Annotated in this window: 18 protein-coding genes and 1 tRNA gene; 17 read left to right on the forward strand and 2 right to left on the reverse strand. The window is 44.5% G+C overall.

All coding sequences use genetic code 11. The features are described 5' to 3' along the window. Positions 1–12: 12 nt before the first annotated feature. The 14 genes from ACLTOH_RS12735 (at position 13) to ACLTOH_RS12800 (ending at position 10,857) form a co-directional block, all read left to right on the forward strand. Complete coding sequence (locus ACLTOH_RS12735; protein WP_337415159.1) at positions 13–765, forward strand: LytTR family DNA-binding domain-containing protein; 753 nt, start codon at positions 13–15, stop codon at positions 763–765. Continuing rightward, positions 755–1,963: a sensor histidine kinase gene (locus ACLTOH_RS12740; RefSeq protein ID WP_412224213.1), complete on the forward strand. Its 1,209-nt coding sequence runs from the start codon at positions 755–757 to the stop codon at positions 1,961–1,963. The genes ACLTOH_RS12735 and ACLTOH_RS12740 overlap by 11 nt, the downstream gene beginning before the upstream one ends. Before the next feature lie 115 nt (positions 1,964–2,078). Further along, a complete protein-coding gene (locus tag ACLTOH_RS12745) occupies positions 2,079–2,660 on the forward strand; it encodes a hypothetical protein (RefSeq protein WP_337415157.1) in 582 nt (193 codons plus the stop codon). A 334-nt stretch (positions 2,661–2,994) separates the two neighbouring features. After that, complete coding sequence (locus ACLTOH_RS12750; protein ID WP_118538111.1) at positions 2,995–3,243, forward strand: hypothetical protein; 249 nt, start codon at positions 2,995–2,997, stop codon at positions 3,241–3,243. A 52-nt stretch (positions 3,244–3,295) separates the two neighbouring features. After that, entirely contained in the window at positions 3,296–4,462 is a 1,167-nt protein-coding gene (locus tag ACLTOH_RS12755) for a GDSL-type esterase/lipase family protein (protein ID WP_337631182.1), read from the forward strand. Between the two features lie 171 nt (positions 4,463–4,633). Further along, on the forward strand, positions 4,634–5,137 hold the full coding sequence (locus ACLTOH_RS12760; RefSeq protein WP_337415155.1) for a CarD family transcriptional regulator: 504 nt from the start codon (positions 4,634–4,636) through the stop codon (positions 5,135–5,137). A 386-nt stretch (positions 5,138–5,523) separates the two neighbouring features. Continuing rightward, complete coding sequence (thrS, locus tag ACLTOH_RS12765) at positions 5,524–7,287, forward strand: threonine--tRNA ligase (protein WP_118668230.1); 1,764 nt, start codon at positions 5,524–5,526, stop codon at positions 7,285–7,287. 342 nt (positions 7,288–7,629) lie between these two features. Next, a complete protein-coding gene (locus tag ACLTOH_RS12770; RefSeq protein ID WP_118668231.1) occupies positions 7,630–7,950 on the forward strand; it encodes a DUF1540 domain-containing protein in 321 nt (106 codons plus the stop codon). Positions 7,951–8,357: 407 nt separating this feature from the next. Further along, positions 8,358–8,852 carry a translation initiation factor IF-3 gene (gene infC / locus ACLTOH_RS12775; RefSeq protein WP_022153560.1) on the forward strand — a complete coding sequence of 165 codons (495 nt, stop codon included), beginning with the start codon at positions 8,358–8,360 and terminating at the stop codon, positions 8,850–8,852. 66 nt (positions 8,853–8,918) lie between these two features. Then, positions 8,919–9,116 (forward strand): 50S ribosomal protein L35, encoded by a 198-nt coding sequence (gene rpmI / locus ACLTOH_RS12780; protein ID WP_022153561.1) that lies wholly within the window; start codon positions 8,919–8,921, stop codon positions 9,114–9,116. A gap of 23 nt (positions 9,117–9,139) precedes the next feature. Beyond that, a complete protein-coding gene (gene rplT / locus ACLTOH_RS12785) occupies positions 9,140–9,496 on the forward strand; it encodes a 50S ribosomal protein L20 (RefSeq protein WP_022153562.1) in 357 nt (118 codons plus the stop codon). 182 nt (positions 9,497–9,678) lie between these two features. Next, complete coding sequence (locus ACLTOH_RS12790) at positions 9,679–9,909, forward strand: hypothetical protein (protein ID WP_022153563.1); 231 nt, start codon at positions 9,679–9,681, stop codon at positions 9,907–9,909. Next, entirely contained in the window at positions 9,906–10,694 is a 789-nt protein-coding gene (locus ACLTOH_RS12795) for an HAD family hydrolase (RefSeq protein WP_337415154.1), read from the forward strand. Before ACLTOH_RS12790 ends, ACLTOH_RS12795 begins: the two co-directional genes overlap by 4 nt. A gap of 92 nt (positions 10,695–10,786) precedes the next feature. After that, positions 10,787–10,857: transfer RNA gene (locus ACLTOH_RS12800), tRNA-Gly, on the forward strand. A 107-nt stretch (positions 10,858–10,964) separates the two neighbouring features. Here the strand turns inward: ACLTOH_RS12800 and ACLTOH_RS12805 are convergent. Together ACLTOH_RS12805 and ACLTOH_RS12810 are read right to left on the reverse strand one after the other, a co-directional pair. Beyond that, complete coding sequence (locus tag ACLTOH_RS12805) at positions 10,965–11,360, reverse strand: type II toxin-antitoxin system HicB family antitoxin (protein WP_262594767.1); 396 nt, start codon at positions 11,358–11,360, stop codon at positions 10,965–10,967. Between the two features lie 24 nt (positions 11,361–11,384). Then, positions 11,385–11,573 carry a type II toxin-antitoxin system HicA family toxin gene (locus tag ACLTOH_RS12810; protein WP_337415372.1) on the reverse strand — a complete coding sequence of 63 codons (189 nt, stop codon included), beginning with the start codon at positions 11,571–11,573 and terminating at the stop codon, positions 11,385–11,387. 415 nt (positions 11,574–11,988) lie between these two features. Between ACLTOH_RS12810 and ACLTOH_RS12815 the strand changes: the two genes are divergently transcribed. The 3 genes from ACLTOH_RS12815 to ACLTOH_RS12825 all read left to right on the forward strand — a co-directional run bounded on the left by ACLTOH_RS12815 (position 11,989) and on the right by ACLTOH_RS12825 (position 15,489). Beyond that, on the forward strand, positions 11,989–12,465 hold the full coding sequence (locus ACLTOH_RS12815; RefSeq protein ID WP_227733656.1) for a MarR family winged helix-turn-helix transcriptional regulator: 477 nt from the start codon (positions 11,989–11,991) through the stop codon (positions 12,463–12,465). Between the two features lie 110 nt (positions 12,466–12,575). Next, positions 12,576–13,907 carry an MATE family efflux transporter gene (locus ACLTOH_RS12820; protein WP_337536364.1) on the forward strand — a complete coding sequence of 444 codons (1,332 nt, stop codon included), beginning with the start codon at positions 12,576–12,578 and terminating at the stop codon, positions 13,905–13,907. Positions 13,908–14,034: 127 nt separating this feature from the next. Next, positions 14,035–15,489 carry an aminoacyl-histidine dipeptidase gene (locus ACLTOH_RS12825; RefSeq protein ID WP_337415369.1) on the forward strand — a complete coding sequence of 485 codons (1,455 nt, stop codon included), beginning with the start codon at positions 14,035–14,037 and terminating at the stop codon, positions 15,487–15,489. Positions 15,490–15,612 lie beyond the last annotated feature (123 nt).

Raw genomic sequence — 15,612 nt, forward strand, 5'->3', positions numbered from 1 at the left:
AGAGGGGAAACGATGGGAAAGTATACAGCATGGAAAATTAGAACTGCAATATGCGATGATACAGTAGAAGACGCGGCGTTCATAGAAAAACATATAAAAGATTATTTCATGAAAAAAAGCATTCCTTATGAATGTAATGTATATCAGAGCAGTAAGGCATTGTGGTATGAAATTGAGGATGGTCAAGCATTTGATCTGTTGTTTTTGGATATCGAAATGCAGGAATTAAATGGCTTTGAACTGGCAGCTAAAATTCAGGAAACAGCACCGGATATTCTGATCATCTTTGTGTCAGCTTACGAGAGTTATGTGTATAAATCATTTGAATTCCGACCATTTCGTTTTATTCCGAAGCAACAAATGGAAAGCATGATCACACAGGCACTGGAGGCAGCATTCAGGGAAATTGTATCACGGATTTCAGAGGTTTATATTGCAGAAAACCAACAGGGCATAGAAAAAATACCATTTAGAAAAATTGTATATATTTGGAGAGAAGGCAAGTATTTATATATTGAAAAGACAGATGCTACCAGGTGTAAGGTAAGAAGTTCCTTAAAAAAGATATCGGAGAAATTACCGGAAGATGAATTCGTATGGGTGGATCGGGGATATTTGTGTAATTTATATCATGTGAAACAGATCAAAGATAACCAGATGGTTTTATCTACGGGGCAGCAATTGTACATAGGAGAACGACGGCTGGCACAATTAAAACATCGAATAATGGAATATTGGCAGGCAGGTACGATGAATGGAGAGTAGAATGCAGATGATTAAAATTCTGTGGAGCATACACAATTCGGCATGGCTTTTGATATGGATGGATATGCTTTTTGATCGGAGAAAATACATAGATTCAGATAAAAAATTTATATTAACAATATTTTTATCGGGAATGCTATGGTATGGTCTGCAAAAGTATTTGTCGTGGATTCCGTTACTATTACTTCTTACTATTTTAGGATACCTGTTATGGAATGGCTCTGTGGAAAAAGTGGCATCCCTTGTAGTCAGTTATGTTTTTATCTGGACTGTTTTACTGGGACTGGTGGAACATTTCTTGACAAATGCGGAATTTTGCGCACAGGCAGGATGGCTGATTTTAAATAGTATATTGATATCTGCTATAAGACATAAAGGAATAGGAAAAACTTTTACAGCGTTGAATCTGTTGAAAACATTTGGCATTGCTTTCTTCAGTACAGCATTTCTGTGTGATTTTTTCATGGATATGATTTATGGAAATGCAATTCAGAATTACGTTTTCCTGTCCTGCCTGGTGAGTCTGCTTCTTATGGTATGCTTTTGCTTCCGCCAATCGCAACTGAAGATGCAAATTTCTGTATTAGATACACAATATGATCTGATTGAGAGCCAGTATGTCAGAGCACAGAATTTTTATGCAGAAAATGCTAAATTGTACCATGATATCAAACATCATCTACGAGCGTTGGAGAGACTTCTGCAAAATGGTGATCAGAGAGAGGCTTTAGCATATATAGAGAGCGTGCAGGAACCGCTGCAGTGTAAAATGATTCCGGTACATACAGGCGTAGATATTGTAGATACCGTAATTTATGAAGCAAAAGAGAAAGCAGAACAGCGTAATATCCTTTTACAGGTTGAAACCCCAATTCTTCCGTCAGAACTAAAAATTGAAGATAGAGAACTTTGTGTATTATGTGCCAATTTATTGGATAATGCATTGAAAGCTGCAAAAGAGCAAATCAAATTAAATATTGCGATAGCAGCGGGGTTCCTTGTAATTGAAATGGAGAATGACTATAAGGAAAAACCATTGGTTAAAAATAATCATTTTGTGTCTGAGACAGAGCAAGGTTCGTTAGCACATGGCTGGGGAATGAAGATTATTGAACAAATCGTGGAAAAATATCATGGAGAATTGACAATCAGGGTTGATGTTCAGGTAAGTATTAAAATGTTGTTGGATGTGCTATAATTGGTGGTCAGATTTCTGCTTTTTGTGGACAAATTATGATAACAATAAAAAAATAAGTTATTATTAAAAAGAACGAAAGAGTAACAAAAGTCTACAAAATTGGAAGGAGAATCCTATGATGAAAATCAAGGAAGCTGTTAAATGTGTGCCTGTGATCTTAGGATATTTTTTGTTAACTGAGTTTGGTAAAATGATAGAGTTTTGGATTTTCATGGCACATCAAACGGAAAGTGATTTATATGAGCAACAATGGAGTTGGATTACCATGCCGGAAAGCTGGTTCTTTCAGATTCCGGGAAAAACAGGACTGTTGTTTACTGCATTGACAGCAGTTGTGTTATGTATGTTAGCTCATGGAAAAGACTTCCGTGTCGGACAGTTGAAAAAGATTCAGGAAACACTACAAAGAAATTGGAGAAAAATATTACTTCAGGCAATACTGATCTTGGGTGTAGTATTGGGGATGTCGTATACCAGATTTTTGGATCGCATTGCCTCTGTTATATCCATGAAAGATATTTATTTCTATATCAGCGGAACCGGTGCACTTGCCGGAACACAGATACTTGAAAATATAGCTGAAAGGTTTTCTACGATTGTTACATTTCATGAACCCGATTTGTGGACAATTCCGATTTCTTTTTTAGCATTTGAACTCTTAAGAGTTTGCTTTGATTCTAAAATGACACTAACATAAGAGATAGATTTTTTACGCTTTCAGAAAGTGCGAAAGGTAGAAACGGGAATTATCATAAGTTATACAGCTGAGTTGGTTCAGTTGAATGAGGAATAAGAGAAGAAAATGATGAAGGGCGGACTTTGGCGGTGCCAAGGTTCGCCTTTTATGATATAATGAGCCTCAAGGAAAAACAAGTGGCTGCAAGCAGACATTTGTTTTTCTGGGCTCATTAGCGAACGAATATCCTGCGAAGCAGGATGTAGAGTGCGATAGCACGAATTCGTGAGCTTATGATACAATAAAGAGAAGCAGCAAATATGAACAAAGGAACAGTAGAAGGAGAAAAAATCAAATGACCATAGCAGAAGCAATACGTGAATATGTCAATGAAACCGAAGGTCTGGAGTTCTATGAGCAGGAGCCGGAAAAGGGTCTGGGGATCCTGGTAAAGGGAGATAATTCCTATATGGAGACGATCATGAACCTGACCAAATATTTCGACGATCACAATGTGGATGATGTGAACCTGGAACTGGAGGGCATGTATGTGGAATGCCAGGGGGATGATGTTATTGTATTTTTCCCTAATATTGAAGCCTGACGTATTGATCCTGGATGGTTACAGACTGAAATAGAAAACGGAGAGTTAAACAGTGAAAAAACATATTTTGTGCATCGGAGATTCCAATACCCACGGGCTTTGCACCGATCCGTCGGAGAGTGCCGACCACGGCAGCAGATATAATGAAGAGGAACGCTGGACCTGCCTGTTACAGAAGGCATTGGGAGCGGAGTACCTGGTCATTGAGGAAGGCTTAAGCGGCAGAACCTGTGTGTATGATGATCCGGACATGGATTCCGTGAATCTGCTGCCGGTATTGCATGCCCTGTTGAACAGCCACGAGCCGTTAGACCTGCTGATCCTGATGTTAGGTACCAATGATTCCAAGGTGAAATTCAATACGGATGCGCGGAAGATTGCAAAGGGCATGCAGATCCTCTTGGAAGAGGCGAAATCGGTTCACTGCTGGGGAAAGAATGGACCGAAGATCCTGATCGTGGCACCGGTTCCCATCGAAGAGGGTGTGATTTATCCTGATTTTAATGAAAAAAGCGTGGAGACAACGAGAGCACTGGCAAGAGAATATGCTTTTCTGGCAGTGGCTGAGCGGGCGGATTTCTTAGATGCGGGAGGCTGTGAACTGACGAAGGCGGATCATGTGCACCTGACAGCGAAGGGCCACAGACAGCTGGCAGAGCGGATGGAGACCGCCGTGAGGGACATTCTGGGGAAAACGGTACCGGAGGCAGTGGAAGAGAGGAAAGATGGCGACGGGATGGAGGAGATCGTAACGGCAAAAGAGGCAGATCTGCCCAGAATCCTGGAGATCTATGACATCGCCAAGGCTTACATGCGGGCAAACGGGAATCCGAACCAGTGGAACGGCGCTTATCCGGATCCGGAGACACTGCGGACAGATATGGAGAAACAGCGGCTGTATGTGTATAAAAAGGACGGACGCATCCACGGGGTATTCATGCTTCTGCTGGAGGAGGAACCGACCTATGCTTATATCGAGGACGGCAGCTGGAGGGAGGAGACACCTTACGGCACAATCCATCGCCTGGCAGGAGACGGAGAAGTGAAGGGACTGTTTGCAAAATGTGTTGCCTTCTGTGAGAAGAAAGTAGCTTACCTGCGTGCGGATACCCATTTTGACAATCACACCATGCAGCACTTATTAGAGAAGAACGGCTTCGAACGCAGAGGCATTATTTACCTGAAAAATGGGGATCCTCGCATCGCTTATCAGAAATAATGCACAATACCGAACCGATTTTCTATGAGCAATATTCACGAAAATAATCAGAAACGCCGAAAGAGACTGACATTTCGGCGTTTCTTTTGGTACAATAAGGGTATACTATTGGTAGTAAACGGAAATTGTGTTTTCAATTTTCTGCAATGGGCAGAGGAAAGGAAGGTCAAGGTGTTTCAGAAGGGCGAACGTGTAGTATGTGGCAGTAAGGGCGTTTGCGTGGTGGAAGAGATCACGACATTGGATATTGCAGGAGTGGACAAGAAGAGAGAGTATTATATTTTAAAACCTCTGTATCTGTCTTCCAGTACGGTATATATTCCGGTGGATACGGCAGAAGGTTCCATGCGGAAAGTGCTTGCACATGAGGAGGCGGAGAGTCTGATCCGACAGATTCCGGAGATCCCGCTGATCACCATTGCCAATGACAAACTGCTGGAGCAGGAATATAAGAATTGTCTGAAGGCCTGCAACTGCCAGGAGCTGATCCGGATTATCAAGACCATCTACCTGCGCAAGCGGGCCAGAGAAGAGGCGGGACGCAAGGAGACGGCGGTGGATGCCAGATATTTTCGAATCGCAGAGGACCAGTTGTACGGAGAACTGGCGGTGGCACTGGATATGTCCAGAGAAAATGTGGAAAGCTATATAAATACCTCTTTACAATCCGTGTGAAAAGGTCTATTATATCAACATAAGTCCTAAAGCAACAGAAATTTATGATTATTTAAGATCAGAAAACGTTGAAGAGAAGAGTAGGAAGCAGTGAAGGCACCAGAGAGAACCGCCCTGTCGGAGACAGGCGCTGTGAGCGGTTTTGCCGGATGCGGACGAAGACCGTCTCGGAGTGGCTTTAATACAGTCCGGCAGCTCCCGTTACGAGCAAATGAGTGGCAGTTATCTTTAGATAATTGCAATCAGGGTGGAACCGCGTGTGATACGTCCCTTGCAGATCGTTGCAAGGGACTTTTATTTTGCGACTATTCAGAGTAGCATCGCAGATGCGATTTTGCGAATGAAGGTGCTGAATAGTTTAGAAAACAACAAAAAGGAGAACAAAAATGGTTAATTTTAAGGAAGACGAAAGACTGACAACTCTGAATCATTCCTGTGCCCATGTTATGGCACAGGCTGTCAAGCATCTGTACCCTCATGCAAAATTCTGGGTAGGACCTGTGGTAAAGGAAGGATTCTATTATGATATCGATCTCGGCAACGATGTGGTCAATGATGAAGTGATCGCTGCCATCGAAAAAGAGATGAAGAAGATCTGTAAGGAAGGCAAGAAGATCTACAGAAGAGAAGTTTCCAAGGCAGAAGCCATGGAAATGTTCAAGGATGATATGTACAAGCTGGACCTGATCAGCAATCTGGAAGACGGCAACATCACTGTATACGATCAGGGTGATTTCACCGATCTGTGCCGTGGACCTCACGTAGACAACACCAAGCTGTGCAAGAACTTCAAACTGGTAAAACACTCCGGAGTATATTGGAAGGGCGATGCCAACAACCACGTAATGCAGCGTATCTATGGTGTCTGCTTCCCTACCGCAGAGGAACTGGAAGCACATCTGAAAGAGCTGGAAGAGGCCAAAGAGCGTGACCACAGAAAGATCGGCAAGGAAATGGAACTGTTCATGACTGATGATCTGGTAGGCCGCGGACTTCCCATGTTCCTTCCCAAGGGTTACACCGTATGGCAGGAACTGGAGAATTATATCAAGGATAAAGAGAGAAGACTGGGCTATCTGCATGTTATGACCCCCTGTGTCGGTACTGTGAATCTGTACAAGACTTCCGGTCACTGGGATCACTACAAGGAGAACATGTTCCCTCCCATGGAAGTGGAAGGAGAGTCCTTCGTACTGCGTCCCATGAACTGCCCTCACCACATGATGATCTACGCTAACACACAGCACTCCTACAAGGATCTGCCTATCCGTATCGGTGAGATCGCCCATGACTTCCGTTTTGAAGCCAGCGGAACCCTGAAGGGTATCGAAAGAGGCAGACATTTCTGCCAGAATGATGCCCATCTGTTCGTAACACCGGAGCAGATCGAGTCCGAGTTCTCCAAGGTAGTAGACCTGATCTTCAATACCTACAAGGATTTCGGTATTACCGATTACAGATGTGTCCTGTCTCTGAGAGATCCGGAGGACAAGGTAAAATATCACGATGATGATGAGATGTGGAACAATGCGGAGAATGCTCTGCGTAAGGTTCTGAATGATCTGGGCATCGAGTACACCGAGGAGATCGGTGAAGCTGCATTCTACGGACCGAAGCTGGATGTAAACGTAAAGCCCGCTGTAGGTAATGAGTACACCCTGTCTACCTGTCAGCTGGATTTCTGCCTGCCTGCAAAATTCAACCTGACCTATGTGGACAAGGACGGTCAGAAGAAGACTCCCGTGGTTCTGCACAGAGCAATCCTGGGATCTCTGGACAGATTCATGGCTTATATCCTTGAGGAGACCAAGGGCAACCTGCCTCTGTGGCTGGCTCCCGTACAGGCTATGATCCTGCCGGTCAAGAACGATGACGAAGAGCTGAATGCTTATGCCCATGATCTGTACGGTTATCTGCTGGACAATAACATCAGAGCGGACATCGATGAGAGAGCAGAGAAGCTGGGTTATCGTGTAAGAGAAGCACAGGTGAAGAAGATCCCTTACCTGATCATCTTAGGAAAACAGGAAGCACAGGACGGCACCGTAAGCTATCGTCTGCACGGACAGCAGAACACCACTACGGTATCCAGAGACGAATTCCTGGCTATGTTAAAGGATGAGATCGCAACCAAGAAGCTGAGCAAGTAAGCTGATTGCCGGATAAAATCAAGTAGGAAAATATGAGAATCGCCGTTTCCTTATAAAAATAAAAAGGGAGACGGCGATTTTTTGAATGGTATGACAAGAAACAGTATTTCGATATTAATTTTTACGAGCAACGAGATGGGCACGCATTTTTGCCTGTGCCTCGAAAGAAACCACTTCAAAACCGGCAGTTTCCGCAAATGAATAATTTTTTTAAATCTGCACAGACTATCCATGACGCGTGGCGGGACTGCATCGGCTCTTTTGCCGCGTGTCCTCTTTTAAAATTTTAAAATCAAAAAAGAAGACGAGAAGCCGCAGAAAGCGGCAGAAGGCGAGGGAAACGTGGCAGATTTAAAATGTGTTGTGGAAAATTGTACCTATAATAAGGACTGTCTGTGCAGCAAGGGAGACATCATGGTGGGAGGTAAGCATGCCTGTGATTGTGACGGCACCTGCTGCGAGAGCTTTGCGCAGAAGAGAGAGGGAAGAGAGTCTTTCAGTAATTCGCTGTCTCATCCAAGCCATACCATCAGTATCGACTGTGAGGCGGTAAAGTGCATTTATAATAGTAATTATAAGTGTGTGGCGGAGCATGTGGACATCAAGGGCTGCGGAGCCAGCGACTGCAGAGAGACCGCCTGTGCTACTTTTTCGGAAAAGTAAATCACGGAAAAGTAAATCACGGAAAAGAAAATCAGTATTCCGGCTTGACAAATGTTCCGAAACTGCGGATAATAGAGCAAGTGATCGGATTCGGCGGGAGACCGCCGGTACATAGAATACAGTAATCTGAAAAAATGTAATATTATTGTAAAAACGGGGTTGACATCAGGAAAACTTCGTGGTATTCTATTTGAGCGTGTGAAGAACACGGCACAACAAGCAGAGTATCCACTCTCACCTTACGGCGCAGGCTGGTAAGCGTTCAGATTTTTCATAGACAGCGAACTCGTTTGGAATTTGTTTGAATGATGGCAGTCCGTGAAGGGAACAGGTGGATAGTTATGCTATCTGCTTTTTTTATTGTTTAATACATTTTCTTATGGAGGTACACAACCATTAGCGATTTAATGATTAATGAACAGATCAGAGACAAAGAAGTACGACTGATTGGAGAAGACGGAGAACAGCTCGGAATCGTTTCTTCCAGAGATGCTCTGAAGATGGCAGAGGAAGCCGGACTCGACCTGGTGAAGATTGCTCCTACGGCAAAGCCTCCTGTTTGTAAGATCGTGGATTACGGTAAGTACAAATACGAGCAGGTGAGAAAAGAAAAGGAAGCAAAGAAGAAGCAGAAGGTCATCGATATCAAGGAGATCAGACTTTCCCCCAATATCGACACCAACGATCTGAATACCAAGATCGGTGCAGCCAGAAAGTTCCTGACCAAGGGAGACAGAGTAAAGATCACCCTGAGATTCCGCGGCAGAGAGATGGCACACATGAACAACAGCAAGCATATCTTGGATGATATTGCACAGAGCCTGTCCGATATTGCGGTAGTGGAAAAAGCTCCCAAGGTAGAAGGCAGAAGCATGACTATGTTTTTAACTGAGAAGCGTTAATTCGTACAGTTAAAAAGTGCCGGGATCCGGCACGATAGATTAAGTAAAGTTTAGGAGGAACTCGTTATGCCCAAAATGAAGACAAGCAGAGCAGCAGCTAAGCGCTTTAAAGCAACAGGAACCGGTAAGTTAAAGAGATCTAAAGCTTACAAGAGCCATATCTTAACCAAGAAGTCTACCAAGAGAAAACGTAATCTGAGAAAGCCTGCAATTACGGATGCAACTAATGTTAAGAATATGAAGAAGATTTTACCTTATTTATAATTCAGGCGAGGAGGAAATAAGACATGGCAAGAATTAAAGGTGGCTTAAATGCCAAGAAGAAACACAATAGAGTATTAAAGCTTGCAAAGGGCTACAGAGGCGCAAGAAGCAAGCAGTACAGAGTAGCAAAGCAGTCTGTTATGAGAGCTCTGACCAGTTCTTATGCAGGTAGAAAAGAGAGAAAGCGTCAGTTCAGACAGCTGTGGATCGCTCGTATCAACGCAGCAGCCAGAATGAACGGTTTATCCTACAGCAAATTCATGTATGGTCTGAAGCTTGCAGGCGTTGATATGAACAGAAAGATGCTGGCAGACCTGGCAGTTAACGATGCAGAAGGTTTCAAGACTCTTGCAGAGCTGGCTAAGTCCAAGATTGCATAATTAAAGCAACTGTTAAGGCTGGACACACTGTTTTCGGATGGTGCGGACAGCCTTTCTTTTTTTGTAACTATTCAGAACCATGGAACTACCACGAAATATTCATCGAATGCTTGCATTCGTAAAGATATTATGTGATAGTTATAGGGCGACAGAATAGTTACTGATTAGAAGAGGAGACTACTATGATAAATCCCGGAATGATGATGAAACTGATGAATGCGAAGAATACCTTCGAGAGTAATCATCCCAAATTTGCAGCCTTTGTAAGCAGATTTTTTATGGGTGGAGCGATCACGGAAGGAACCATTATCGAGATCACGATCACAAGACCCGGTGAAGAGCCCGTGTCCACGAATCTGAAGGTACAGAAATCCGATCTGGATCTGGTAGAGGAGCTTAAGAATCTGAGATGAAGATAATATTTTTTGACATTGACGGAACCTTAATATGCGGAGGAAGTGAACGGATGTCGGAGAGCACGAAGGAAGCCATCCGCATCGCCAGAGCCAACGGTCATATCTGCATGATCAATACCGGGCGTACGAAACGGCTGGTAGGGGAAAATCTTACCGGACAGGTGGAATTCGACGGATTGTTATTAGGCTGCGGAACGGAGATTGAATATCATGGAAAACAGCTGATGCACAAGACATTTTCCATGGAGGAGTCTAAGGCAATTCTGACAGCTATGAAAAAATATCATGTGGATGCCGTCCTGGAAGGCAGCAGGGAAGACTATGCACCCAGAGGAGAAGAAGTATTTACCGAGACTTTCCGTCATATGGCACGTGAGATTGAGAATCGAAAATACGATCGCTATGCCAATGCACCGGGCAACTACGATAAATTATATGCCTATGCAGAGACTCCGGCGGGAATGGACGGAATGAAGCGTGACCTGTCGGAAATACTGGATTTTATTGATAGAGAACAAGGGTTTTACGAGATTGTCCCCAAAGGATATTCCAAGGCAACAGCAATCCGTTACATTACGGACTATTTGAAGATCCCCATGGAAGACACTGTGGCCATCGGAGACAGCAATAACGACCTGCCGATGTTAAAGTATGCCCACACCAGCATTGCTATGGGTAATTCCAGTAAACAGGTGTTGGAAACAGCAGATTATATCACCACGGACGTGGATAAAGACGGCATTTGGAACGCTCTGAAGTGGTTGGGAGTCTTGGATAAGTAAAAAGGATAAGCAAATAAGTAAAATGGTAAAAATGTAAAAATTAGGACTGGCAAAATAAAGGAACATGGAGTATAATATTTTATGTTCCTTTTGCAGATATGGTTCATCGGTAGAACGCTAGCTTCCCAAGCTGGAAAGGCGGGTTCGATTCCCGTTATCTGCTTATTTGAAATTTCGTTGAAAGTGCGGGAAAGCCAATATTTATCGGCATTCCCGCACTTTTCATTATTTCCGAATCAAAAGCATTTTTGCCTAAAAATGCAACACGCCTTACAGGTTCAATTTCTGAATCAGAGCATCCTGCAATACCTGTGAAAAATTTACATTCATGTCTGTAGCAGCTTCATTCAGCCATTCAGGAATGGAAAGAGTTTTTTTGATGGCTTTGGAGTTATGCTTTTTCTGGTATGCTATGAGGTCAAAGGGCACAATTATACAGAAGGTATCGGAAACTGCGGTGATGGCGTAGGGCTCTGTGGCGGGGGGAAGAGATTCCCTATTCTCTATACGGGAGACTACGGCAAGACCAAGTGCATCCCATGCCATTTCGTAGGCATCCTGCATATTTTCCCCCTGTGTCATACATTCGGGGAAATCCGGGAAGGTGATCCAAAAGCCTCCTTCTTCTGCTTTATGAAAAAGTGCCGGATAAAAAAGTTTTTTCATTTTGGTTCTCCTTGTTAATATTTGTTATTTTAAGCCAGCTTGTTTCAGAATTGCCTGTTCCAGACCTTTTTTTATGTCTTTGCAATGGTAAGGAACAATAACGGTTTTATGAGTATCGGTGTTCTTCAGCTTTACATGGGAGCCATTTTGGCTGGTAACCGTAAAACCGTTTCTTAGTAGGAGTTTGATCATCTCCTGTGAGGTCATTGGCATCTTTGGTATCTCCTTTTCAACCTCAAAGCCATTGTAATATGTAATATTACGTATGCCAATAAATAATACGTAATATTACATATAAAAAGAAAGAAGTAATAGTAGTGTGTTGGGGTAATATAAAACAGTAATTTTGAAAAACAGAATATTTCAGAATAGCATCAGCCGCCGAGTGTTCTACGGGATATTCAATAAGGTGAACCTAGACACTGGCGATACGGGCGAACCGCACTCCTCCCGGAACTGATGCCAAGGTTATTATATAACGATACGCAGAAGGACACAATTGGAAGTGTCAGTTTTGCGTATTTTTTTATGGGTTGACAATAATCCGATTTCGGATTATAATACCGTTTAGTCCGATTTCGGATAAAAACAAACAGATGCAACGATGTAGTTACAGGAGGAAAGCGATATGGAAGAGGAAAGCAGAAAATCTTTTGCGCAGATCACATTGTACAATCAGCTGATCAAAGAGATGGATGACCTGTACCGGGTCTATGCAAAAAACTGTAATCTGTCGGAGACGGCTTTCTGGATTCTGTATTGTATCCGGGAACGGGAAAAAGAGGCGTTTACCCAGAGGGAGATCTGCGACTATTGGTTCTACACGCCCCAGACAGTGAATTCCGCACTGAAAAATATGACGGAGGAAGGTCTGCTTATTCTGCGGACGGAGGAAGACAACCGCAAGAATAAGAGGATATATCTCACAGAAAAGGGGAAAGAGACTGTGGAGAGGATCGTGGTTCCGCTGATGGATGCGGAGCGCCGGGCATTGGCGGCGATAGGAGAGCAGGAGGCAGAAATATTCCTGAAAACTATGAAAAAACATACGGAATTTTTCCGGGAAGAAATAGAGGAACTGACAAGACAAGGGGATCCCGCGTGATCGCAGGAACCTCCGATGATGACACGAAAACGATGCCTGCATAATTCGCAGAAGTATCTGTTGAGAAAGTGCCGGAAGGCATGCGGGTAATAGTAAGGCATGAGGTTATTATGAAAATACAGTTATCTGATCATTTTAGTTATAAACGGCTGCTGCGTTTCGTGGCACCGTCCATTTTAATGTTGTTATGTACTTCGGTGTACAGTATCGTCGATGGCTTTTTTGTATCCAACTATGTGGGAAAGACGCCTTTCGCCGCCCTGAATCTGGTGATGCCGGTGCTGATGGGTGTGGGAACTCTTGGATTCATGGCAGGTACCGGAGGAAGCGCCGTGGTCTCCATGACGCTGGGAGAAGGGAAAAAGGAACTGGCTAACGAATATTTTTCGCTGATCGTATATGTGACACTGGCGGTATCAATCGTGGTGGGATTCATCTGTTTTGCACTGGCACCGCAGATCGCACTGGCACTGGGGGCTGACGGAGAACTGGAAGCGGACTGCGTGCGTTATTCCAGAATCTTGTTTTTGTCCTCCCCGGCATTTGTTATGCAGTATTTGTTCCAGAGCTTTTTTATCGCAGCGGAGAAGCCGGCTTTGAGTTTAAAAGTAAATGTGATCGCAGGACTGACCAATGCGGTGTTAGATTATGTGTTGATCGTGGTATTTCCTTTGGGACTGGTGGGAGCAGCACTGGCTACCGCAGCGGGACAGCTCGTCGGCGGAATCATCCCTGTAATCTATTTTTTCAGAGAGAACGGCAGCTTACTGCAGCTAGGGAAGACAAAGTGGCATGGAAAAGTCATCTGGCAGACTGTGACCAACGGATCTTCTGAGCTGGTGACAAATATCTCTACCTCTATCGTTAGCATCCTGTATAACTTCCAGCTGATGGAAGCAGCAGGCGAGAATGGTGTGGCGGCTTACGGCATCATCATGTACGTAGACATTATTTTCATGACCTTGTATCTGGGATATTCCCTGGGATCTGCTCCTATCGTCAGCTTCCATTACGGTGCGGGCAATCATGCGGAACTGAAAAATCTTTGCCGGAAAAGTCTGGTCATTATCTCAGCCTGCGGTGTGATTCTGCTGACCGCTTCTCAGATTCTGGCCGGACCGTTAGTAAAAATCTTCGCAAACTACGATCAGGAGTTATTGGAGATGACCACCTGGGGATTTCGGATCTATGCCATTGCTTTCATGGTCCGCGGCATGAACGTGTGGGGTTCCTCCTTCTTCACAGCCCTGAACAACGGAGCCGTATCCGCAGCAATCTCTTTCCTGCGTACCTTCGTGTTCCAGATCGTCATCGTGCTGATCCTGCCGAAACTGATCGGCATAACCGGTGTATGGCTGTCCATCGTACTGGCAGAGTTCCTGGCACTGTTTGTGACAATAGGATTCCTGATCGCCAAGAGAAAAAAATATTATTATGCATAACTATTCAGAGCCATGCAAACTGCGTTCTGCGAATGCTTCGGATTGTTTCCTTGACAGAAAAATGACAAATACTTATACTGAAAGTGCACTTTGTTCTCTATAAAAGCGCAGAAACGAGGAAATGAAAATGGGTGTTTTATCGAACTTAGAACCGAAGAAAGTATTTTACTATTTTGAAGAGATCACGAAGATCCCTCACGGCTCCGGCAATGTGGAGCAGATCAGCGATTTCCTGGTGGACTTTGCGAAAGCACATAAGCTTTTCTATATACAGGATGCTATGAAAAATGTCATTATGGTCAAGGAGGCAACTCCCGGATACGAGAATGAACCGGTGGTGATCCTGCAGGGACATATGGACATGGTAGCGGTGCAGACACCGGATTGCACCATGGATATGAAGACGGAAGGACTGAAGGTAGGAATCGACGGAGACAGCGTCTATGCGGAGAATACCAGCCTCGGCGGCGATGATGGTATCGCTGTGGCTTATGCACTGGCATTATTGGATTCCGAGGACATCAGGCATCCCCGTTTGGAAGTCATCATTACGGTGGATGAGGAAGTCGGTATGGATGGAGCCAGAGAGATTGACCTGTCTATGTTACAGGGTCATCGCATGATCAATCTGGATTCCGAGGACGAAGGCATTTTCCTGACCAGCTGTGCTGGCGGTGCCAGAGTGAACTGCCGTTTCCCGATGAAAAAACAGGAGCTTACGGGCGTGCGCTATGAGGTGGAAGTCTCCGGCCTCTTAGGAGGACATTCCGGCGGAGAGATACATAAGGAAAGGGGCAATTCCAATTGTATCCTGGGAAGACTTCTGTGGAAGCTGTCTGAGAAAATGCCTGTAGGACTGGTATCTGCGGACGGAGGACTGGCAGACAATGCCATCCCCAGACAGACGAAAGCAGTAGTCGTAGTAGAGGAGAAAGATGCGGAAAGCTTAGAGCAGCAGGTAGCAGCTTTGGCAGCAGAACTGGGGGACGAACTTGCCACCAAGGATCCGGACGTAAAGGTAACCGCAAAAAGGTTAGCAGACACTGCAGAGACAATCACCTGTGCTGCGCCGGAAGCTACAAAACGTGTGGCAGCCTTTTTGCAGGCGACTCCAAACGGCGTACAGGCGATGAGCGCAGATATGCCGGGGCTGGTACAGACTTCCCTGAATCTGGGTATCCTGAAAGCAGATGTGGAAGTTTTACGGGCAGAGTATTCTGTCAGAAGCAGCGTGGAAAGTGAGAAAGATAACCTGATCGCAAAGCTTTCTGCACTGGTGGAACTGACAGGCGGCGATTACGTGGTGACCGGAGATTATCCCGGCTGGAAATACCGTGTGCATTCTCCACTGCGGGAAAAAATGGTGAAGCTGTATGCGGAAATGTACGGCACTGAGCCCAAGGTGGAGGCTATCCATGCAGGACTGGAGTGCGGACTGTTAGGCAGCAAGATCACAGACCTTGATTGTGTATCCATGGGACCGGATATGAAGGACATTCATACGACCGAGGAGACCTTAAGCATATCTTCCACGAAGAGAGTATGGGAATATCTGGTAAGGGTTCTGGAGACGAAGGACTGACTGAATTTGAGTAACAGGAAGTCCAGAGAAGCAAATAAGATAGAAACGATCGAAAAATGTAAAGAGTTAGCAAATTGAAAAAGCTAAAATATAAATAACGTTGGAGGAAATACACTGTCACGG

It is taken from the genome of Waltera sp. (assembly GCF_046969025.1).
Classification (GTDB): domain Bacteria; phylum Bacillota; class Clostridia; order Lachnospirales; family Lachnospiraceae; genus Acetatifactor; species Acetatifactor acetigignens.

Excerpts from the sequence above, each read along its gene's own strand:
- ACLTOH_RS12810 (WP_337415372.1), bottom strand. The coding sequence starts at position 11,573 with ATGCCAATGACCTCACAGGAGATGATCAAACTCCTACTAAGAAACGGT.
- rplT (WP_022153562.1), top strand. The coding sequence starts at position 9,140 with ATGGCAAGAATTAAAGGTGGCTTAAATGCCAAGAAGAAACACAATAGA.
- ACLTOH_RS12795 (WP_337415154.1), top strand. The coding sequence starts at position 9,906 with ATGAAGATAATATTTTTTGACATTGACGGAACCTTAATATGCGGAGGA.
- ACLTOH_RS12790 (WP_022153563.1), top strand. The coding sequence starts at position 9,679 with ATGATAAATCCCGGAATGATGATGAAACTGATGAATGCGAAGAATACC.
- ACLTOH_RS12825 (WP_337415369.1), top strand. The coding sequence starts at position 14,035 with ATGGGTGTTTTATCGAACTTAGAACCGAAGAAAGTATTTTACTATTTT.
- thrS (WP_118668230.1), top strand. The coding sequence starts at position 5,524 with ATGGTTAATTTTAAGGAAGACGAAAGACTGACAACTCTGAATCATTCC.
- ACLTOH_RS12820 (WP_337536364.1), top strand. The coding sequence starts at position 12,576 with ATGAAAATACAGTTATCTGATCATTTTAGTTATAAACGGCTGCTGCGT.
- ACLTOH_RS12815 (WP_227733656.1), top strand. The coding sequence starts at position 11,989 with ATGGAAGAGGAAAGCAGAAAATCTTTTGCGCAGATCACATTGTACAAT.
- ACLTOH_RS12735 (WP_337415159.1), top strand. The coding sequence starts at position 13 with ATGGGAAAGTATACAGCATGGAAAATTAGAACTGCAATATGCGATGAT.
- ACLTOH_RS12740 (WP_412224213.1), top strand. The coding sequence starts at position 755 with ATGGAGAGTAGAATGCAGATGATTAAAATTCTGTGGAGCATACACAAT.
- ACLTOH_RS12750 (WP_118538111.1), top strand. The coding sequence starts at position 2,995 with ATGACCATAGCAGAAGCAATACGTGAATATGTCAATGAAACCGAAGGT.
- infC (WP_022153560.1), top strand. The coding sequence starts at position 8,358 with ATGATTAATGAACAGATCAGAGACAAAGAAGTACGACTGATTGGAGAA.
- ACLTOH_RS12805 (WP_262594767.1), bottom strand. The coding sequence starts at position 11,360 with ATGAAAAAACTTTTTTATCCGGCACTTTTTCATAAAGCAGAAGAAGGA.
- rpmI (WP_022153561.1), top strand. The coding sequence starts at position 8,919 with ATGCCCAAAATGAAGACAAGCAGAGCAGCAGCTAAGCGCTTTAAAGCA.
- ACLTOH_RS12745 (WP_337415157.1), top strand. The coding sequence starts at position 2,079 with ATGATGAAAATCAAGGAAGCTGTTAAATGTGTGCCTGTGATCTTAGGA.